Raw genomic sequence first — 20,757 nt, 5'->3', positions numbered from 1 at the left:
CTCTCCTTTTCGGACTGACGAAGGTCACGACCGCTTGAGCGGCGCTCCGCACCGCTCGGGTGCGTCCTTCCATGGGCGACTTGACGCTGGCAGTCATGCCGTCGCATCCCGCATGAGTGCGCCGAACGCTGAGCGTGCATGAGACCATCGCAAGCCGCTAATGCGCCCTTCCACCATGGACCACACCACCGAATCGGCACAACCCCCACGCGCCTGCCGGGTCAGTTCAATTAGCGCAATTGGCGACAGGTGCCACGCCTGCCGCCGCGCGGCCCCATTACCGAAGTGCAGCACCCGAAGTACAGCACCCGAAGTACAGCACCCGAAGTACAGCAACGACGTACAGCAAGGACGTACAGCACTGAAAAGCGCAGCTGCCACCTGCGGGGCTACCGACGCCGAGTATCCGATGCCATGGCTCCCGACGAAAACGACGACGCCCGCATCGAGAGACGATGCGGGCGTCGTGGGGGGCTATCGAAGAGCTATCGAAGAGCTATCGAAGAGCTATCGAAGAGCCATCGCCAAGCCAACGTCAGGTCAGGCCAACGACAGGCGATGGATTAGCCTTCGCCGATGCGGGGCTACAGGGTCATGGCGGCGAGCCAGCCGAAGCCGATCAGCGGGATATTGTAGTGCAGGAACGTGGGCACCACGCTATCCCAGATATGGTCGTGCTGGCGGTCGACGTTAAGCCCCGAGGTCGGGCCGAGTGTCGAGTCCGAGGCCGGCGAGCCGGCGTCGCCCAGAGCGGCGGCGGTGCCGACCAGGGCGACGGTGGCAAGGTCGGAAAACCCGAACTGCACCGCCAGCGGCACGAAGATGGCGGCGATGATCGGAATGGTCGAGAACGATGAGCCGATACCCAGGGTGATGAAGAGCCCCACCAGCAGCATCAGCAGCGCCGCCAGGCCACGGTTGTCGCCGATGATATCGACGCTGGCGGTGACCAGGGACTGGATCTCGCCGGTGGCGGTCATCACCGCGGCGAAGCCGGAGGCCGAAATCATGATGAAGCCGATCAGGGCCATCATGCGCATGCCGCTGGTGAACAGGTCATCGGCCTCGCGCCACTTGAAGATGCCGCCCATGGTCAAAAGCGAAAAGCCCACCAGGCCGCCGAGAATCATCGAGCCGGTGTAGAGCTGGATGCCGAGGGCGGCAACGATGGCCACGACCGACATGATCAAGCCCAGGGCATGGGGCTCGGCCGGGGTCTCGTGGTCATGGCTGTGGCCGACGCCACTGCCGCTACCCAGCTCGACTTCGTCGTAGCTGCGCGGCTTGCGATAGCTCAGAAACACCGCCACCAGCAGGCCCAGGAACATGCCGCCCACCGGCACGCCCATGGCCACAGGCACCATGGCGCGATCGATCTCCAGGCCCAGGGCGCTGCCGGCCTGATTGATGTTGGCCAGCAGGATATCGTTGAGGAAGATGGCGCCAAACCCCACCGGCAGCAGCATGTAAGGCGCCGTCAGGCCGAAGGTCAAGGCACAGGCCACCGCGCGGCGGTCCATGTGCAGCTGGTTCATGACCTTGAGCAGCGGTGGAATCAGGATCGGAATGAAGGCGATGTGCACCGGGATCAGGTTCTGGGACGAGATCGCCACCAGCAGCACGCTGCCGATCAGCAGGTACTTGACCGTCGCCTGACGCGAGGCCGAGCTCTCCTGGCCGAGCATTCGGATCAGGCGCCGAGCCAACAGATCCGGCAGGCCAGAGCGGGAAATGGCCACCGCGAAGGCGCCGAGGGTCGCGTAGGCCAGGGCAACCTTGGCGCCACCACCGACGCCGTCGTTGAAGGCCGCCAGGGTCTCGTCGATGGAAAGACCACCGACCAGACCACCCACCAGAGCACCGACGACCAGCGCCAGAACCACCGAGACACGCGCAAGCGATAGACCGACCATCACCAGCACGGCGAGAATCACCGCATTCATAATGCTTTCCATGGAGTGAGGGAGGAAGGGAAGCCGATAGCCATCGGCTTCGGCGAAAATCGGCGGCGATAGTACCAGAAAACTCCCGCCACCGGGGCCTCATCCCTCATCAGGGAGGCGTTTCAGGGGTGTTTCAGAGGCACCAATGGGCCGCTCGTCTCTCCAACGCATCTTGGTTCCATGGCGCCTCGCCGGGTGCAGACCGTATGGGCGTCACTTGAGTGCCGCCTGGGCGTCACACAACTGCCATGCCAACGCCATTGCACTGTCATCTCGGTGCGCGATAGTGACGACGTGCCATCGGGACGGCACGGGCAATGGACACTGCCCCTTGAGCGTCAGGGATGCGATGGCGCAGGACGCGCCACAGGGACAGGGTGTCGGAGGACACCCGGCATCGGGAGGATGCCCAGGGAGGATACCTACCAATGCCTCGCCACGGCGCCATGCCGTGGCGTTTTTCTGCGTCTCGCCACCCCACGACAGTCCCGGCACCATAAGGACCCATCCTCGCCCGGCCGCCCTAGTCGACCGGCGTCAGCCACTCGGCGAAGGCCGTCAGGTTCGCGCCTTCGGCGTTGTCAGACGGTGCCAGGCGCCCGCGACTGACGTCCTGATAGAGCTGTTGCAAGCGTGCCGTAAGGCTCGCGGGGGCAATCGGCTCACCCGGTACAGGCGCCCCGGCCCGGGCGCCGATATGGCGTCCATCCAGCTCACGCAACGGCAGAATCTCGGCGGCGGTGCCGGTGACGAAGGCTTCGTCGGCAACGTAAAGCTCGTCTCGCGTGATACGCCGCTCCACCACCTCGACCCCCAGCACCTCGCGGGCCAGGCGAATCACGCTGTCACGGGTAATGCCGCGCAAGCAGGACGTCACCTCGGGGGTGTGCAGCGCCCCGTCGCGGTAGAGAAAGACGTTGGCGGCGCTGGCTTCGGCCACGTAGCCCTCGGCGTCGAGCATGATCGCCTCATCGAAGCCGGCCTTCACCGCGGTGTTCAGCGCCAGCATGCTGTTGACGTAATGACCGCTGGTCTTGGCGCGGCAAGCACTGATATTGACGTGGTGACGCGCCCAGGAGGAGGTCAGCGCCCGTAGGCCGATCTTCGCCGCCTCCGCGCCGACATAGGGCCCAAGGTCCCAGGCGGCAATCATGACGTGGCACGACAGCCCCTTGGCTCTGAGCCCAAGCCCCTCGGGACCGAGAAACACGGTCGGCTTCAGATAGGCATTGGTCAGATCGTTGCGCTTTACGCTCTGGCGCTGGGCCTTAATCAGCGAGGCGTGGTCCTGGCCCACCGCAAGATCGAGAATGTGGGCGCTGTCCAAGAGGCGCCTCGTGTGCTCGTGAACACGAAACAACTGCCCGCTGCCGGCATCGTCACGATAGGCGCGCACCCCCTCGAAGCAGCCCATGCCGTAATGCAGGCTATGAGTCAGCAGATGGGTATTGGCATCGCGCCAGGGCAGCCAGTCGCCGTCGAGCCAGATCCAGCCGTCACGCTGATGAAGTCCTGTCATGGGATCTCCTTGAAAGGGGTCACGATCGGCGCGCCTTGCGCCGGGGCTTCGGCGCGTCACGGCGGCCGCCCCGCGTGCCGCGGTACCGGCGCGCTCGATGAGGTCAGTGGTGTCCGGTGCGGTCCGTCGCATCGCACGCATCGAACCAGCGCCGGTGCCAGTCATCGACCAGCTCGCGCTGGTGGGGTTGCAGGTCCTGATAGGCCCAGGCAGCAATCTCGTCGTTCTGCGGATCGTCGATGGCTATCGCGCTGCCGGCCAGGGTCGCCAGGGTGGCGTGGCCGCAGAGCGGCACGTAGCCCTCGGAATAGCCGCCTTCGTGCACCAGCACCAGGCGCCCGGCACAGACCCGCTCGGCCAGCGCCATGAGGGACCGGGTCATCTCGGCGAAGGCGCCGCTGTTGAGCAGCATCTTGCCAAGCGGGTCCTTGGCGCAGGCATCGAACCCGCAGGCAACCACGATCAGCTCCGGCTTGAACGCCTCGATCGCCGGCAGCACCAGGCGCTGCATGGCGTGGCGATAGGCGCCGATGCCGCAACCCGGGGGCAGCGGCAGATTCAGGCAGCTGCGGCGTGCTCCCGGCCCGCCCTGCTCCTCGAACTCGCCGCTGTCGAGGGGATAGTTGCCGGCCTGGTGGATCGACACCGTCAGTACGTCCGGATCGTCCCAGAAGGCCGCCTGCTGGCCGTTGCCGTGGTGGACGTCCCAATCCAGAATCGCCACGCGGCCGACCTGGCCGAGGGCTCTGGCACGCATCACGGCGACGGGGATATTGCCCAGCAGGCAGAAGCCGCGGCCGCGATCGGCTTCTGCGTGGTGCCCCGGCGGGCGACACAGCGCATAGGCATTGCGCGAATGCCCGGTGGCCACCGCCTCCACTGCCGCCAAGGCAAGCCCCGCCGACTGACGCGCGGCATCGAGGCTGCCCGGGCGATAGGGCGCGGCTTCGCCGGCCTCGCCGCCAAGACCCGCATTGCCGGCCTCGAGGGCGTCGAGGTAGGCGTCGGTATGAAAGCGAGCCAGGTCCTCGCGGCTTGCCGGGGGCGGCTTGATGACATCGAGTTCATCGATCAGGCCGCTCACCTCCAGGAGATTCTTCAACCGCCGTTTGCTCTCGGGGCTCTCGGACGCCGGCTGCGGTTGCAGAAAGGTCCCCGGCGACGAGAACACCCCGATGGCGCCCTGGTCGTGCCAGAAACAACGTTCGTGCCAGAAAAAGGCGGTAGCAGAGGTATCGCTCACGCCGTCCGCTCCAGCCGCTCCCAGGCCTCGATGGCGGCCGCCAGGTCTTCCAGCGATGCTCCCACGGACTTGAACAGCGTGATCGCCGAGTCCGAGGAGCGCCCGGGCTTGTCGCCCTTGAGCAGTTCGCCAAGCTCGGCGCGAATATCGCCCTCGGCGAAGGCCCCCTCGTCGATGGCCTGAAGAATGTCCCCGGCCTCGCCCATGGCTCCGGCGTAGGTATCGACGAACACCTCGGCCCGGCTCAGGCAGGCGGCGTCGGTTTCCCGCATGCTCGGGCGGAAGGCGCCGATCAGGTCCAGATGCACGCCGTCGGGCAGCCAGGCACCCTTGATCAAGGGTGCCGTCGACAGCGTCACACAGCTGATCACATCGGCCTCGCGACAGGCCGCCTCAAGATCCTCGACCGCCGCGCAGTCGAAGCGGTCGGCGTACTCCAGGGCCAGCGCGGCGGCCTTGTCGGCATTGCGCCCCCAGATACGAACGCGCGTGATCGGGCGCACCGCCGCGTGGGCCTCGATCACCATCGGCGCCAGCTTGCCGGTGCCCACCACGACCAGGGTCTCGGCGTCTTCCCGTGCTAGTTCCCGGGCGGCAAGCGCAGAGGCGGCCGCGGTACGCCGGCGAGTCAGTTCGGCGCCGTTGAAGCATGCCAACGGCTGGCCATGCCGCCCTTCGCTGAGCAGATAAAGGCCGGAAATCGCCGGCAGGCCGTGATCGGCGTTCTGGGGAAACACGTTGACCATCTTGACCCCGATGTAGCCGCGATCCTCGTCGGTGCCGGCCTCCCAGGCCGGCATCAGGAGCATGGTGGCTTCGCCATCGGGGCGATGCATGGCGTGGTGGTGACGCGGGGGGGACTCGACGCCCTGGCGGAAAGTCGCCGCCAGGCGATCGACCAACGGCGTCCAGAGGAGCGCGCCGGCCACTTCATCGGCATCGATCAGGCGCATGTCAGGACTCCGGCAGCGCGGCCACGACCATGATCTCGACCTTCCACTCGGGCTTGGCCAGCTTCGCTTCCACGGCGGCGCGCACCGGCGGACGGCCGGGAGCGACCCAGGCGTCCCAGGCGGCATTCATGTCGGCGAACTCGCCCATGTCGGTGACCCAGACCTGGGCCGAGATGAGCTGCTGCTTGGAGGTACCGGCTTCGGCCAGCAGCTCGTCAATGCGCGCCAGCACCTGCTCGGTCTGGCCACGCATGCCTTGGGTCGCATCGCTCGGGACCTGCCCGGACAGGTACACGGTGCCGTTGTGCACGGCGATCTGGCTCATGCGCTCGTTGCTGTGATGAAGACTCGGGGACATGGTTCTCTCCTTGAGGGTGTGACGCCTGAGGCGTCGTTGGCAAACAGGGTGACGCCTCAGGCGTCGTTGAAGCCGCGCAGGAAGGCGGCAAGATTGTGGCTCAACGCGGGCGTCGGATAGCCGCCCTCCTGGATCAGCACGGTGGGCACGCCGAGCTCTCCGAGCTGACGCCCGATGGCAACGAAGTCCTGGGTCTCCAGGGCCAGCCCCGCCAGCGGATCGTCCTTGTGGGCATCGAGACCGAGGGCGATCACCAGCGCATCGGGGCTGAAGCTGGCCATGGCATCGATCAGCTGGTCGATGCCGGCCTGGAACGCCTCGATACCACTGCCGACGGGCAGCGGTACGTTGAGGTTGGCACCGAGCCCGGGGCCGATGCCGGTCTCTTCGGCGGAGCCCCAGTAGAACGGGTAGAAGTCGCCGGGATCGGCGTGCAGCGAGCCGGTCCAGACGTCGCCGCGGTCGTAGAAGATGTCCTGGGTGCCGTTGCCGTGGTGCAGGTCCACGTCGAGAATGGCGACCTGAGACACGCTTTCACGCAGCACGGTGGCGGCCAGCGCCGCATTGTTCAGAAAGCAGAAGCCTCCGGCGCGGTCGGGCCCGGCATGATGTCCGGGCGGCCGACACAGGGCATAGGCGGTGCCGCCCCCGGCGACAATGCTCTCCGCCGCGGCCTGCGCCGTGGCGGCGCTCGCCAGGATGCCGTGGAAGCTGTCTTCGGTGATCGGACAGGCCATGTCATGCAGGTGCCAACCGGCCTGCCCCACCGGGTGGCGCGGGTAGTGCTTGCCGCCGCCACACGGGTGGATGTTGGGCGCCACGAAGTCGGTGGCATCCGGCAGCACACGCCAACGTGCGTAGATCGTCTCGAGAAAATCCAGGTAGCGCTCGGTATGAATTTCCTTGAGACGCTCCCTCAGCTTGGGGCTATCGCACTCCGCCGGCGCGGTCAGCGACAGGCCCACTTCAGCCAGGCCTTCGGCCAGAAGCTGTGCGCGCTTCGGGCCCTCGGGCGATGCCACCAGCCGCCCACGGCTGAGGAACTGGGGGGGCGCATGGCGTTCCTGGTCAGGATGGTAAAAGAGTTTCATGTTACGTCGTTCTCCGGTCATGACGGCCCTCGGTGGCCGGCGCTGCGGTCCGTCTCAGTCGCCATCGGTTCAAGCATCACGCTTTACATCGCGCCATGGATCGCGCCTTGCATCGCGCCATGGATCAATCCAGCAGCGAGGGGATCCATGTCGATAGTGCCGGAAAAGCGGCCAGTAACACCACCACTGCGATGAAGGCAGCGTAGAACGGCAGTGACGCGACGATGGCTCGTTCATAGGGTACCTGGGCGATTCTGGCGGCCGTCATCAACGTCATCCCCACCGGTGGCGTGACGTTGGCGATGTTCAGGGTCACGATCATGACGATGGCAAAGTGCAGCGGATCGAAGCCCAGGCTGACCATGGCCGGCACCACCACCGGACCTATCACCACCAGCGCCGGCAGCACATCCATCACCGTACCGATGACGATCAACAACAGGCACACCAGCAGAATCTGCACCAGCGCGACATCGCTCAAGGTAGTGATCAGCTCGGCGGCGTCCCGGGCAATGCCCGAGCGGGTGACGAACCAGCCAAGCACCGCTGAGGTCGCCAGCAAGAAGAACACAACGCCGGAAAACTTGACCGTCGTCACCAACGCCTGGCCGACCTTGGCAAGCGTCAGGTTCTTGTAGAACAGCATGCCGATGACGATGGCGTAGACCGCGGCGAAGCCCGACGCCTCGGTGATCGTGGTCATGCCCGAGAGGATGCCGCCGAGGATAATCAGCGGCACCAGCATCGCCGGCAGTGCAGAGAGAAACGCCCAAAGCGCCATCTTGAGCGGCGTCGGCGCCTGCTTGGGATAGCCGCGACGCCAGGCCAGCACGATGCTGACGACCAACAGCGCAGCGGTCATCAGCACGCCCGGTACGATGCCGCCGGCGAACAAGTCGATCACCGAGACGTCACGCAGCAGGGTCGCGTAGACCACCATCACCACGCTCGGCGGAATGATCGGCCCGATGATCGAGGAGCAGGCGGTGATGGCGGCGGCGTACTCGGCGTCATAGCCCTGCTTTTTCATCTCCGGAATCATGATCTTGCCGATCGCCACGGTATCGGTGATGGCGGCCCCGGTGAGCCCGGCGAAGAACAGCGATACGGTGACATTGACGTGGGACAGCGCGCCGCGAACGCGACCGAAGAGCGCGTTGTTGAAGGCGATCAGCTTCTGGGTCAGGCCGCCCTGGTTCATCAGTTCGGCGGTGAAGATGAAGTACGGCACCGCGATCAGCATGTAACCGGAGACGCCGGAGAACATGCGATCCGCGACGATGCCGACGAGGCGTTCACCACCCAGCTCGTAGACCCCGGCGACACCGGAGATGGCCATGACCACGGCGACGGGCGCGCCGATGGCCAGCACCACAATGAAGGCAATAATGGCAGCGGTCATGGGCGAGCCTCGTGAGTGGATGCGCTTGCGTCGTCGGACGCCGGCACCTCGCTTTGTGACATCACCTTCTCGAGCATGGCGTCGTCGTCGATGAAGTGCTCGAGCAGGCTGAAGCCGTGAACCAGGTGCAGCAGCATGATGGCGCCGCTCAACGGCACCGCGAAGGTGGTCCACTTGTAGGAGATCTGGATCGAGGCCGAGACCATGTAGCTCTGGCGGGCGTTGGCGAAGAAATCCCAGCCGTACCACACCATCAACAGGGCGAAGCCGGCCACGATGGCGAGGGTCGCGGAAGCGGCCAGCACCACCAGCGGGCGCGGCAGACACTTGACGAACAATGTCATGGCCACGTGCTCGCCGGCATGCAGGGCGATGGTCGACGAGATCAACCCGATCCAGGGCAAGAACAGGCGCGCCAGGGAATAGGTCCAGCTCAGGGCGTCGCCGGTCACCAGGGTATACAGAAACCCGGTAAAGGAGATGGCGAGCATGGCCAGGACGCAGCCAACACAGAAGCCGATGGCCAGACGATTGACCCCATCGCTCAGGCGCTTGAGCGAACTGACGACGGAGGACAGCGGCGTTGCAGGAGCGGAAGGTGATGACATGGCGTTACCGAAGAGACGCGTTGAGGGACCCGCCCCGGGACAGGGCCCGGGGCGGCACCATGGGCAAGGTCGTTGTCCTCATGGCAGACTGCGGCACCGTTGGATGCCGTCTCAGGCGGCGTTACTGCCCGTAGCGCGCATACGCCTCTTCGGGCAGTGACTGGCGCAGCGAGTCGACCTGGCTCAGCAGGTCGTCGACCAGCGCAGCATCGAGGCCGAAGTCATCAACGATCCAGGTCTTCCACGCCGGGCGCGCGACCTCGGCCATGCGCTGACGCTCCTCGGTCGGCATGATGTAGCACTCGGAGAACAGCTCACAGGACTTCTGCCAGCTGGCCGTGGCGAGCATCGCCGAGGCGCCATGACTGAGGGTCACCGCTTCCCGGGCGGCATTGGTCACCACGCGCTGGTACTCCTCGGGCAGCTCCTGGAACCAGGCCTCGCTGACCACCCAGCTGGCGCTGTTATAGACGTGGCCGGTCAGGGTCGTGTAGTCGGTCACCTCATCGAGGCCATAGGTGGTGTTGATGACCGGCGCATTGAACTGCCCATCGGCAAGCCCGGTTTCCAGCGCGGTGATCAGCTCCCCCCAGGGCAAGGGCGTGGCCGAGGCCCCCAGCGCCTGCATGGTGGCGACATGGGCGGGGTTCTCCTCGGTGCGAATGTTGAGTCCCTCGAGGTCTTCCACGGTCTTGATCAGACGCTCGTTGTTGGTGAAGGCGACGAAACCGCCGCCGTCATCGAAGGTCCCGAGATAGCGCATATCGGCCTGCTCGACGGCGCCGTGCATGAAATCGGCGAACCATTCCCCATCGAAGAACGCCCAGGCCTGACGCCAGTCATCGAACAGAAAAGGCGCGGTGACCGCCTGGTATTGCGGATAGAACGACGACATGGCGCCGGAGGTGAGGATCGTCGACTGCAGCGCCCGCCCGCCCGACTGGACCTGGGAGCCGGTCTCGACCTCGGAGCCCATCTGCCCGCCGGCGAAGATGCTGATCTCGACCTCGCCATCGGTACGGCTCTCGACCAGCTCCTTGAAATGCACCAGGGCCGGGTAGATCGAGTTATTGGTCAGGTTTTCGGGAAGCAGGGTGGCGATGGCCATCTCGTACTCGGCCGCCTGAGCCTGGGTCGCGCCAAGAGTGGCGACGATGCCAGCGGCCATGGCCAAGGGCAAGGCGGCAGGAGCGAAGCGGCGTCCTGCGGGCTTCGCCTGGCCGCTGTCAGCCTGGCCGGATCGCCTCGTGTCGCCCTCGCAGGCGGATTGGCGCCGAGAAGTGATTAGCATGGACATGAATGTCTCCCGTTGTGATTGTTATGGATACGTACCGCCGGGCGTGCCAGGACGGCATGAGCCTGCCGAGCCAGCGCCTTTCTTTCCGCGCCCTTCTTCCCACGCCTTTCTTCCTGCGACTCGTCTTGCCAACGCTTTCGCGCCTCGCCGACTCGGCCTTCACGGCCTGGGCTTCAAGGTTCCGCCTTTCAAGGTGCGGTCTTTCAAGGTGCAGCCCTTCGAGGGCCCGTCTTTCGAGGTGCCGCCGTTTAACGCCCTGCCCTGCAACGCCCGAGGCGTTGGGCTTGCCACGCTCCCTGACGATCAGATTAGGCCAGCCCATGATCGCGTCGCTTGCCCGACCCTCGGAAAGATTTGCCCGAGGCTCAGGTATACGCCCTGGACAGCGGTCCGAGCTCGACACGGAGGGGCAAGACAAAGAGGGGAGACAACAGGCCTGACCGTGGGGGAGACAACAGGCCTGACCGTGGGGGAGACAACAGGCCTGACCGTGGGGAAAACAACAGCCCTGACCGCGGGGGAAGACCCGCACGGGAGAGTCGAATCGGCAGCGTCCGAGTGCTCAGGCGCTACCGCATGCCCTGAGCCTAGTGATGTGCCTGGCCCGCTCGGTGGGCCAGGCGATCGTCGGAGGCGGTACAGCCAAAGTGGCGCCGATAGGCACGGGAAAAACTGCCCTGATCGCAGAACCCGACCAGGCAGGCCACCTGGCCGAGTGCCAGCTCACTGTGGCCCACCAGGGTGCGGGCGTGGGCCAGACGCCGTCCCTGGACGTAACTCTGCGGGGTGAGTCCAGTGGCGTGTCGAAAGCAGGCGTGAAAGTGACCCGGGCTGAGGGCGCAGAGGGCGGCAAGCTGTTCGACGCGGATCTCGTCGGCCAGGTGGCGATCGATCCAGGCATCGAGGCGCGGCAGGTCCAGGCGTTCGCTGATGGCAGCGTCGCTATCGCCACCGCCCTGGGTGAGCGGCCTTGCGCCCCGGGTGGCTCCCGGCAAGGTCCCCGCATCCTGCTCCAGATGCAGATACAGGGCACGCAGCAGCAACGAGGCGACTTCGTTATGCAACGCGGGAAAGTCATCGAGCTGGCGCATCAGGCTTTCCGCCAGCTGTTGCAGGCTCGGTGGCACACTGAAGAAGCGCGGACGATCGAACAGGCGATCGATCTGTTGCTTGTCACGCACCAACGGCAGTGTGGTCAGCGGTATGTCCAGGACGAAGGTGCGATTGCGCCCATCGCCCTGGTAGTCGTGGTGATGGTCACAAGGGATCAGGCAGCCGCGAGACGCGGTAATGTTCGCCCCGCTGCCCTCGATGGCGAGCTCTGTGGTGCCTTTGGTGGCGAGAATCAGCTGGTGGTGATCGTGAGCATGGGCCACATGCTCGGTCGCCAGGGTGCAGGCCCGCAGGTCGTAGTGCGACATGGCATCGATACCGAGGTTGGCGGACAGGCCTCCCGTCCGAAACATCCCTTTACCATGCCCATTCGGGCATCGCCTGGCAAGGTTGCGCGGTTCTTACGCCGCCGTGAGGCAGCCGATCCCGACCCTGCCGTGGCCGTGGCCGTGGCCGTTGCCGTTGCCGTGGCCGTTGCCGTTGCCGTTGCCGTTGCCGTTGCCGTTGCCCCAACGATGGGAAAGATGCCCAGGCAACGAAAGAAGCCCGAACCACGAAAGAGGCCCAGGCAAGGAGCGCGCCTTTCGGTGCCCTCCTTGCCTGGGCCTGATGGTTGGCCCCATTGTGGCAACTGCCAATGTGGCCACTGCGATTGCGGCCACTGCCATCGCGGCGACACCCTACGGGGCGCCTCCGGTTGACGGCTCACTGTTACCACCGACGTTCTACGACCACTCGTGATGACGACGGAGACACGGCCCCGGATTCCCACAACCGCGCGTGCCTCTTGCATCTGCGTCAACGCTAGCAGCGGCCCTTCTTGGCTTGCCCCGGCGGACAGAAATCACCACGATCATGGTCATGCCAGTCGTCGTAATCACGGTCACGATGATCGTCATCGAGAATGATCAGAGGCTCTGGGGAGATTCGAGCCGGGTCATAGCTGCAACCGACAAGGGTGAGCAAGGCGAGAGCGGCGGCGATCAAGGGGAGTGCACGCATGAAGACTCCTGAATTAGCGATAAGCGATTACGATGCGTGACAGGATAGCAAAGTCGATCCTTCGCGACCGCTGTGGCACAATCGCGACGGACATGTCTCGAAAAAGAGACACTTTGATCACGCTTCGCCTGACCCGACGGTCCCGGCTTGGTTAGCCGGGACCGACTCTCGTCGCATCGCTTCTCCCCGAAGGAAGTATCGCCACCGCAAACGCGCCCTCTTGGCTTGTCTTGGCTTGTCTTGTCTTGGCTTCTCTATGGCTGGTCTAGCCTGGTCTAGCCTTGTCTTATGCTGATCTGGTCTTGCATCGTTTTATCGCATGGCGGGCTCCTGACATCATCTCGCTAGGGATCGCCCCGTGTGTTGCCAAGCGCCGCCCATCGACGCTGCCTGTGCCTGAGCTCCAACGTGCTCAGGCACAGGGGGGCACTATCACTTTCCCGGTATCACTTTCCCGGTATCACTTTCCCGGTATCACTTTCCCGGTATCACTTTCCCGGAATCGCTTTCCCAGGCCACCTCCAGGGTCAGAACAGACCGCTACCGTCATCGGTATGAACGCCCTGCACCTCAATGGCATCGTCTTCCGGCGGCGGCGCCTCACTGGCAACCGCCTCCAGGCTGCGCGCCGCCACCACGGTGCTGGGTGAAGCCGGTTGCTTGTCGGTCTCGGCAGGCGCCACACCATTGCCGTCGTACATCGGCTTGATCCCTGAGATGACGAACATGTTGTCGTTGTAGTCGTGGTTACTGGCCCCGGCATAGTCCTGGAGAACGAGATAGGTATCGGGAATCTTCTCGCCATTGCCGTCCAATGCTTCGAACAGTCGGACCAGGTAGCCACGTTCCAGGTCCGGAGACCCGGGGGGCGGATTGCCGGCCCCCACGGGATTGAGCGACGGATCGGTGGACAATGTCGCCACTTCGATACCAAACAGGCCATCGCCTCGCCAAGCGTCGGGAATATCGTCGCGGGTGAAGGTGGCCGTCGGCGCCTTGCCGTCGAGCGAGAGCGGCAGGAAGCTCTGGTTCTGATCGGCCGCGTGACGGATGAGCTTGATGTCCTGGTCGGTGTTCTGCGGATTGTGCAAGCCGATCGCCGAGACGCCAGCACCATGCAAGGCCGCCAGTTGCGTCACCTTGGCTTCGCTAACACCGTCGGCCAAGCTCCAGTAACGCGACAGGACTTCTTCGTCACTGATCGAGCGATAGAACGTGAAATCGTCGAACGCCGACCCCTTGGCCCCGCCCTCGGTGGGCAAGCCGCCAATCTGATTGCCGAAGCCAAACACCTGCCAGACCTCGTCCACCGTGGGCTCCCAGCCACCTTCGTCCTTGGCCTGCCAGTACCCTGCCAGCTGCACTTCCTGCACCGGAGAATCCTGATCGTTGGTGACCAGCCTCAGGCGACCGCCAAAGCTGCCATCCTCGGCGTTAGTGGCCGGGGGGTGGTAGGCACCGCGGTCGAACAGGACGGTGATATCGATAGATTTCCCGGGTGCCAGTACTAGCCCTTCAAGCGCCGCGCCATTGCTCAGGGTAAAGGGGCCTGTCAGGTCGACGTCGAGTATGGACAGGTTCTGGGTACCCGAATTGGACACCGTGAGCTTCGCACTTTCCTTGAAGTCGCGGTCCGGACCGCCGAAGTCGTTGACCTCCAGATAGTTGAATTGCAGGCGGTCGGCGAAGTAGGCGGCGTCCCCTACCTTGACCTCGACCTCCGCCTGGTTGTGGCCAGCGACCGGCACGACATCCAGATAGTCGAGTGCATCCACCCCGGCACCGTCCGAGGTGATATGCAGGGAGTAGTCGACACCGGCCTCCAGCTCCACGTAATACGACTCCTCGCCTCGCGTCCCGGCGCCCGGATAGGCCAGTTCGGTCAAGTGTTCGCCATTCAGGCTCAGCTCCAGATCGCGGCCGCGCATGACGCCGGCGTTGGCGGCCAGGTCCAACCGATACAGCCCCGAGGTCTCGACGCTAAAGCCGAAGTCCGCCGTACGGTCACTGGTGGAGACCGCCGCCGGGTTATCATCGAGCTCCAGCCGTTTGCCCATCGTGACATCGGCAATGTCCAGTTTCAGTGCTTCCCGGGAGGTTTCCGGCACCCACAGCAGATCGATATCGGGCCCGTTGGCCAGCGGCGCGGACAAGACCAGCGTGTTGACGCCGGCCTTCAACGCCACCGGGACATTCTGATAATGCCAATCGTCGTTGCTCTCGCTCTTGCCGGGAAAGTCGAGCTTGCCCTGGTCGATGCTGTTGACGGTAAAGTCCAGCGGCCGGTCTGCCTTGTCAACCGACAACGCGTAGCGGAATCCCACGTCGTAGGTCCCTGCCTGCGGCACGGTGACGGTCCAGGTGATCGACTGATCCACGCTGCCCTTGTAGTCCACATAGGCGCCCTCGGACACATCACGGTCCGCATTCACCTTGACGATTTGCGGGCCGTTGAGCACGGCATCCTCGGCCTCATAGGTCCTGAAGCCTTGGGAAGGCTCGTTGATCACCTCAAGCTGATCGACGTTGGGTCCGGCGGCACCGGTGGACTGCAGGCGAACGCTGACTTCGCCCTCCGGCAAGGTGGTGACGATATCCTGGAACATCCAATGGCCCCAACGCTCGGCATTGGGCACGTCATTCGGGGCCGGCGCGAAGTTATAGACACCGACACTGACGTCGTTGATGAACACCTCGAGCGGACGATCCGCGGCCCCTCCGTTGGCATAGCGGACTCGAAGCACCGTTTCTCCGGCATCGGCGGCGGCAAGGCCAAAGCCGAACGTCAGAAAGTCATTGGCCGTCGCGCCGAAATCCGCATAGCCGCCCGGTACACCGTCGCGGTCATTGAGGTTGCCATCCTGCCCATAGGCACCGGGATGCTGGCCGGCGGTTTCTTCGGCGATGCCGGTACGAAGGCGAATCTGCGCACCGCTGGCAATGCTGGCACTGCTGCCATCGTCTGGCGTGCTGTCCTCTGACTGAATGGTGGCAAGCACCCTGGGCAGATCCGAACCGTTGTCGCTGCCCGTGTCATCGGGTTCAGTGGGGTCGAGCCGCACCAGCTGGCTCTCACCGGTCATGCGGTTGAGCGTGAGCAGGTAGAGCTGGCCGGTGACCGGGTTCTCGATGATATCCAGCGGATCGGTGTAGCTGATCACATTGCCCTGAGCATCACGCAGCACATCATCACCGATGACGTTGCCCGAGGCATCCAGCGATATCCAGCGAATGTCGTCTCCCCCCGAGTACTCGGCCACCAGCAGGCTGCCGCGGAAGGCATCGCCGAAGGTGTTCCCCATCACCTCGGTGACGCCATTGGGTGACCGGTTTTCGCCCAGAGAATAGACGCCGCTGTAGCGATAGTTGGGATCGGCAACGACACCCGGGGCATAGGACGTGACCTCGTTGAGGTCCTCGAGTCGCGTCGGGTTCCCACCGTTGAGAATGTACTCGTCGTGGAGCGGGTTGGGGTGGCCGTAGTAGCCCCCCTCGACGATCTTGAACAGATAGTCGTCCTGCTTGGCGACGTTGGTGACGTGCTCATCGGCCACGGTGTTGGGATCGTCGGGGACACTGCCCCCCGCCGCCGAGCCGTTGGTCGGGGCGTACAGGTAGCCATTGGAGTGCCACACCAGGTCATAGGCGTTACGCGCCCCGGTGGCGAACACTTTCAATACGGCATCATCGGCGAAGGGATCGTAGAAGGTTTCGAGCACTTCACCCGCCGCATTCTGGACGCTGGCCACGCCGCGCGCGTCGAACACCAGGAAGCGGCCGTCGCCCATGGGAATCGGCGCATTCTTGAGGTCGTTGTCGTTGTCCACGAAGCGCCCGTAGTCGTCCGGCAGCGGCTCGGTGGTGACGTCGAACCCCCCGGCCGGCGGCTTACGCGTGGGATCGATTTCCATCACGGAAGCACTGAGCAGGCGTTCCGGGCGACTGCCCCAAGCGCTATCGGCCTCGCCCATGGCGCTGTTGGAGCCCTGAGCGAGGTACAGCAGATGACTGGGTACATCGCTATTGGTCGCCGCGTCGTACGCCGGATTAACCCGAAACTCGAGGCTGTTGGTGACGTGGTCGGCCACCGACCTCGGGAGCCCGGTGATGTAGGTCTCCGCGCTGCCGCCGAAGCTGCCGTCGTTGTTCAGCATGATCTTGAGGATCCGCCCGCTGAAGTCGGGCACCGACCCATCCCGTCCCGACAGCGGAATCGGATAGTTGTCGGTCACCCACAACACCTTGGGATCGGTCGGGTCCACGGCGATACCGATGATGCCACGACGGTTGTTGAACTCATCCGCCCCCGGCTGCAGGAAGGGGTCGAGCGCAAGGTTCAGCGACTCGCTGGAGCCCAAGGACCCATCCTTGGGATCCACGCCATAGCGCAGCACCTCTCCGGAGATGGTCACGACATAGAGAAACTTGCCATCGGGGCTCATTTCCAGCGAGGTGAAGCCGAAGGCGCCGTCGGCGGCGCCATCGAGCTCGATGTTTCCTTCAAACGCCACGTCGCTGGGGAGCACCGCTGGCTCGGGCCCGGTGACGAAGGTATTGGTGTACTTCTGGAACTCCCGGGTGGGGGCGGCAGCATCCGTGTTCGACCCACGATCCTGGAAGCCGTCGATTACCAGGGTGTAACTGGTGAAAGGTTTCAACGACGAAGTGGGCGAGAGCGTCAGGGAGTCGAATCCTCCCGTGGTATTGATATCGAACTCCACGGGCAGACCGGTCACCGTTTCGAAGAGCGTGACCGAGCCGTCGGCCAAGCTTTCGAGCAGGGCCCCGCCACGCCCCTCGACCACCGAAATGCCAACGAAGATGTCGGACGTCGGGTCGACACCCGTGGGCAGGGTATGGTCGTCCGGATCGAGATCGACCTCGACGGCATTGGCGCCGACGCCGGCAATGGCACGAGCATCGGTGAACAGCGCATAGTCTTCGACGGCGGGTCGCGCATCTTTCGGCGTCAGGTCGGGCAACGCCTGGATCTCGAGGTACTGCAGCTTGGTGTTCTTGCTGTCGACACCGATGGTGTCCAACGTCAGACGCCCATCGGTGACCTCGACGATCCGAGTCACCAGATCAGACCTCAGGCCCTCGGTATCATTGACCACGTTGGCATCGAGCGGAAAGTCGCCGGGTCGCTGCGGGGCGAAAGGATCATTGAACAGCTTCCCCTCGGCGTTGATCTGGTGGTAGCTGTTGAACGCACCCGACACCTCCCCTACCGATACGGTCACCTCGTAGAAGCCGTTGTCGAGCTCGATTTCCCAGCCCACCGGGGTGAATCCGCTCTTCGGCATATCGAGCTGAGCGAAGGTGGCCTGGCGGTCATCGAGCCCGACGAAACGATTACCGCGATCGATCAACGCGGCCGCGTCCTGCGCCGCCAGATTGATCGGCGTGGTGCCATTTCCGGTCCCATCGGCGATGCTGGCCTCGGTGACCCAGCCGTAACGGTGGGCCTGTCCGTCCACGCTGACCGATTGCTGGCCGAACGCCAGTCCGACATCGGCGACGTACCCTTCCGGCGTGTCGGAGCCATTCGGCTGGAAGTTGATCTTCAACGACAAACGGTCGCCCGGCTCGATGATCTTCTCGGTCAGGCGCACCGCATCGATGTTGGGCCCACCCTTGGAGAGGTTGGCCAGGCGCAAGGTGTGAGCGCCGGCCGACAGCTCGACTTCAATGGTCTCCTCGCGCCAGGTCACCCACCCATCTTCGCCGGCACCGGTGGAAGCAAAGGCATACTCGCCTCGACTGATCCCATCCACCGCAAGGCCCATCGGCCGGTCCGTATTACCCCCGTTGGCGTAGCGAACCGCGAGCCGATAGGTCCCCGCAGAAACGACGTCGAGCTGAAACAGGCCGGCGTCGCCCACCTCACCCCCCATGTCCAGGTAGCCCGTGCCGGTGTATCCGGGACGCAGGGTAGCGTCCGAGGTCCCCTCGATCAGGCGCACCGTGTCGGCCGGCCGCGCAGGATCCGACTCGATGTCGTCGATAGCGAAGGTTTCGGCTTGCACCGTCTGCCCCGGTGTCGTGCCGGGCTCAGGATCAGGATCAGGATCGGGGTCCGGGTCGACCCCCGAGTCGCCGTCATCGACCTTGACGAGCTCGATCTGATCGATGTTGGGTCCGTTTGCTACGCCGCCCTCGGCGGCGCTGGGAATGGCGAACGCCAGCGTATTGTCACCCGCCACCAGATCCACGGTCAGGGTCACCTCCTGCCAGGCCTCCCAGCGAGAGCCGGTGGTATTCTCCGGCGCCGGCTCAAACGCCACCTGCGTCGTGCTGTCGCCATTGACGCTGAGGTTCAAGGGACGCGCTTGAAGGGCCCCGTTGGCGTAACGCACCGTGAGCGTATAGCTGCCGGCTTCGGTCACCGACACGTCGAACGTCAGGCTATCGCCGGCGTCGCCCCCCATGTCGACGTAGGCCCCACCTTCGGCACCGGGACGCGCGCCGGACCCCACCACCGCCTGATCGCGGACCTTGGTGACCTCGCGGCTGCCGACATCGACAATGGTCGCATCCTCGGCCTGGAAGGTCAGTCCGTCGGTACCGGGGTCGGGGTCGGGATCAGTTCCGGTATCGGGATCCGTGCCGGTGTCAGGATCATCGGCCTGAACCAGCAGTATCTGGTCGATGTTGGGGCCATTCGCCACGCCGCCCTCGGCGGCGCTGGGGATCGAAAACGCCAGCGTATTGTTACCGGCCGTCAGGTCAAGGGTCAGGGTGACCTCCTGCCAAACCTCCCAGCGAGAGCCGGTGGTATTCTCCGGCGCCGGCGCAAACGCCACCTGCGTCGTGCTGTCGCCATTGACGCTAAGGTTCATCGGGCGCGCTTGAAGGGCCCCGTTGGCGTAACGCACCGTGAGCGTATAGCTGCCGGCTTCGGTCACCGACACCTCAAACGTCAGGCTATCGCCGACGTCGCCCCCCATGTCGACGTAGGCGCCACCTTCGGCACCGGGGCGCGCTCCGGTGCCAGCCACCGCCTGATCGCGGACCTTGGTGACCTCACGGCTGCCGACGTCGACAATGGTCGCATCCTCGGCCTCGAGAAGATATTCGGCGTTGCCGGTTTCACCAACGGTCATCGGACCCGTGCCGGCCGGGGTGACCTCGAGGCGATCGAGCAGCGGTCCATCAGCGATGCCACGCAACAGCGTAAGCTTCACCGTATTCTCACCGCTGGCCAGTGCCACTGTCTGGGTAAAAAATCCCCAGTTATCATGGCCATCGGTACCACCACCGGCCGCCGTGTCGGTCCCGGTCAGGACGATACGCTCGCCGGGCTCGCCATTCAGCGATAGCGCCAGGCTGGTGTTGCCACGGCTGGCATAACGCAGGTTGAGGTCGTAGTCACCGGCCTCGGGCACGGTCAGCTGGACGCTGACCCGATCGCCAAAGGTATCGCCAAAATCGAGGTACCCTGACCCGGAAAAATCGGCCCTGAGGCCCCCCGCCAATGAGGCATCGGGTTCCGGATGATCGGCATCCCTTACCGTGGTGTCATTGGTATTGGCGTCTTTATCGACAACGATAAGATTCCCTGCCTCGGCCTCCACGCTTACGCCGTTGAAGCTTGCTGGATCAGCCGCAACCTGACGTGAGATGACCCGCGTGACAGCACTACTCGGTGCTGTGTCCGCCGTGGCGCCGTTCGAGGTGGTGCTGTCCAGGTCGCGATTTTCGGACGACGCAGAAGACGTGTTGGAATCCATGATTCCCCCCCAAGAAGTGTGAACGATGTACGAAGTTAAGTCGGGAAATGACGCCAAGAGTCACGGCCTGGGAGGCTGCCCGCCAATGAATGCTGTGCCCCAGTAGAAACGGTGCCCCAACTCATCGGGTGGCAAGCCCTGGCTGAACCTTGGATCGCGGTTTGTTTCGCCCGACGTCCGGTGACTCATTCCCATACGCAGCATGCTCGCGCTTCACGACAAGCGTAAATTCGCTGGCGACAGAATCGCATATGGAAAATACCCCCTAGCTAACTACCGCCATCCAACAAGGGAATCGTTGATAAACATAGAGCCAAACTCTTACTTCCTTCTCACATTCAAATCACGCAACAGCCATATCCCGCGTAAGCACTACGCCATTTCGCTAAATTTCATGATATTTTTCATAGCACTCAACAATACGCATTAAAGACATTAACTAAAACAGTCATTTTTAGGCCAGAAAGCCACCAAGAAACGCAGACTCTCTAATAA

General features: G+C 64.1%; 12 protein-coding genes. All 12 read right to left on the bottom strand.

What is annotated here, in order from left to right; all coding sequences use genetic code 11:
- Window positions 1-584: 584 nt before the first annotated feature.
- Entirely contained in the window at window positions 585-1,943 is a 1,359-nt protein-coding gene (locus ACUN9Y_RS07240; protein ID WP_445460010.1) for a Na+/H+ antiporter family protein, read from the bottom strand.
- 523 nt (window positions 1,944-2,466) lie between these two features.
- Window positions 2,467-3,462 (bottom strand): branched-chain amino acid transaminase, encoded by a 996-nt coding sequence (locus ACUN9Y_RS07235; RefSeq protein ID WP_445460009.1) that lies wholly within the window; start codon window positions 3,460-3,462, stop codon window positions 2,467-2,469.
- 103 nt (window positions 3,463-3,565) lie between these two features.
- Window positions 3,566-4,705 carry a class II histone deacetylase gene (locus ACUN9Y_RS07230; RefSeq protein ID WP_445460008.1) on the bottom strand — a complete coding sequence of 380 codons (1,140 nt, stop codon included), beginning with the start codon at window positions 4,703-4,705 and terminating at the stop codon, window positions 3,566-3,568.
- Entirely contained in the window at window positions 4,702-5,658 is a 957-nt protein-coding gene (locus tag ACUN9Y_RS07225) for an ornithine cyclodeaminase family protein (RefSeq protein ID WP_445460007.1), read from the bottom strand. The genes ACUN9Y_RS07230 and ACUN9Y_RS07225 overlap by 4 nt, the downstream gene beginning before the upstream one ends.
- Window position 5,659: 1 nt before the next feature.
- On the bottom strand, window positions 5,660-6,016 hold the full coding sequence (locus ACUN9Y_RS07220; protein WP_445460006.1) for a RidA family protein: 357 nt from the start codon (window positions 6,014-6,016) through the stop codon (window positions 5,660-5,662).
- Between the two features lie 56 nt (window positions 6,017-6,072).
- Window positions 6,073-7,107, bottom strand: coding sequence for a histone deacetylase family protein (locus ACUN9Y_RS07215; RefSeq protein WP_445460005.1), 1,035 nt, complete (start codon window positions 7,105-7,107; stop codon window positions 6,073-6,075).
- A gap of 124 nt (window positions 7,108-7,231) precedes the next feature.
- The gene (locus ACUN9Y_RS07210) at window positions 7,232-8,509 is read right to left on the bottom strand and encodes a TRAP transporter large permease (protein WP_445460004.1); all 1,278 of its coding nucleotides are present in this window, start codon (window positions 8,507-8,509) and stop codon (window positions 7,232-7,234) included.
- Window positions 8,506-9,117: a TRAP transporter small permease gene (locus ACUN9Y_RS07205; RefSeq protein ID WP_445460003.1), complete on the bottom strand. Its 612-nt coding sequence runs from the start codon at window positions 9,115-9,117 to the stop codon at window positions 8,506-8,508. The genes ACUN9Y_RS07210 and ACUN9Y_RS07205 overlap by 4 nt, the downstream gene beginning before the upstream one ends.
- Before the next feature lie 121 nt (window positions 9,118-9,238).
- The gene (locus ACUN9Y_RS07200) at window positions 9,239-10,285 is read right to left on the bottom strand and encodes a TRAP transporter substrate-binding protein (protein ID WP_445460090.1); all 1,047 of its coding nucleotides are present in this window, start codon (window positions 10,283-10,285) and stop codon (window positions 9,239-9,241) included.
- A gap of 716 nt (window positions 10,286-11,001) precedes the next feature.
- Window positions 11,002-11,880 carry a helix-turn-helix domain-containing protein gene (locus ACUN9Y_RS07195; protein ID WP_445460002.1) on the bottom strand — a complete coding sequence of 293 codons (879 nt, stop codon included), beginning with the start codon at window positions 11,878-11,880 and terminating at the stop codon, window positions 11,002-11,004.
- A 451-nt stretch (window positions 11,881-12,331) separates the two neighbouring features.
- The gene (locus tag ACUN9Y_RS07190) at window positions 12,332-12,529 is read right to left on the bottom strand and encodes a hypothetical protein (RefSeq protein WP_445460001.1); all 198 of its coding nucleotides are present in this window, start codon (window positions 12,527-12,529) and stop codon (window positions 12,332-12,334) included.
- Window positions 12,530-13,056: 527 nt separating this feature from the next.
- Complete coding sequence (locus tag ACUN9Y_RS07185) at window positions 13,057-20,262, bottom strand: carbohydrate-binding protein (protein WP_445460000.1); 7,206 nt, start codon at window positions 20,260-20,262, stop codon at window positions 13,057-13,059.
- Window positions 20,263-20,757: the final 495 nt, after the last annotated feature.

This window comes from Halomonas sp. V046 (genome assembly GCF_052645355.1).
This window is presented reverse-complemented; position numbering and strand designations above follow the sequence as displayed.

Coding starts and splice junctions, on each gene's coding strand:
- ACUN9Y_RS07240 (WP_445460010.1), bottom strand. CDS start 1,943: ATGAATGCGGTGATTCTCGCCGTGCTGGTGATGGTCGGTCTATCGCTT.
- ACUN9Y_RS07235 (WP_445460009.1), bottom strand. CDS start 3,462: ATGACAGGACTTCATCAGCGTGACGGCTGGATCTGGCTCGACGGCGAC.
- ACUN9Y_RS07225 (WP_445460007.1), bottom strand. CDS start 5,658: ATGCGCCTGATCGATGCCGATGAAGTGGCCGGCGCGCTCCTCTGGACG.
- ACUN9Y_RS07220 (WP_445460006.1), bottom strand. CDS start 6,016: ATGTCCCCGAGTCTTCATCACAGCAACGAGCGCATGAGCCAGATCGCC.
- ACUN9Y_RS07215 (WP_445460005.1), bottom strand. CDS start 7,107: ATGAAACTCTTTTACCATCCTGACCAGGAACGCCATGCGCCCCCCCAG.
- ACUN9Y_RS07210 (WP_445460004.1), bottom strand. CDS start 8,509: ATGACCGCTGCCATTATTGCCTTCATTGTGGTGCTGGCCATCGGCGCG.
- ACUN9Y_RS07205 (WP_445460003.1), bottom strand. CDS start 9,117: ATGTCATCACCTTCCGCTCCTGCAACGCCGCTGTCCTCCGTCGTCAGT.
- ACUN9Y_RS07200 (WP_445460090.1), bottom strand. CDS start 10,285: ATGGCCGCTGGCATCGTCGCCACTCTTGGCGCGACCCAGGCTCAGGCG.
- ACUN9Y_RS07195 (WP_445460002.1), bottom strand. CDS start 11,880: ATGTTTCGGACGGGAGGCCTGTCCGCCAACCTCGGTATCGATGCCATG.
- ACUN9Y_RS07190 (WP_445460001.1), bottom strand. CDS start 12,529: ATGCGTGCACTCCCCTTGATCGCCGCCGCTCTCGCCTTGCTCACCCTT.
- ACUN9Y_RS07185 (WP_445460000.1), bottom strand. CDS start 20,262: ATGGATTCCAACACGTCTTCTGCGTCGTCCGAAAATCGCGACCTGGAC.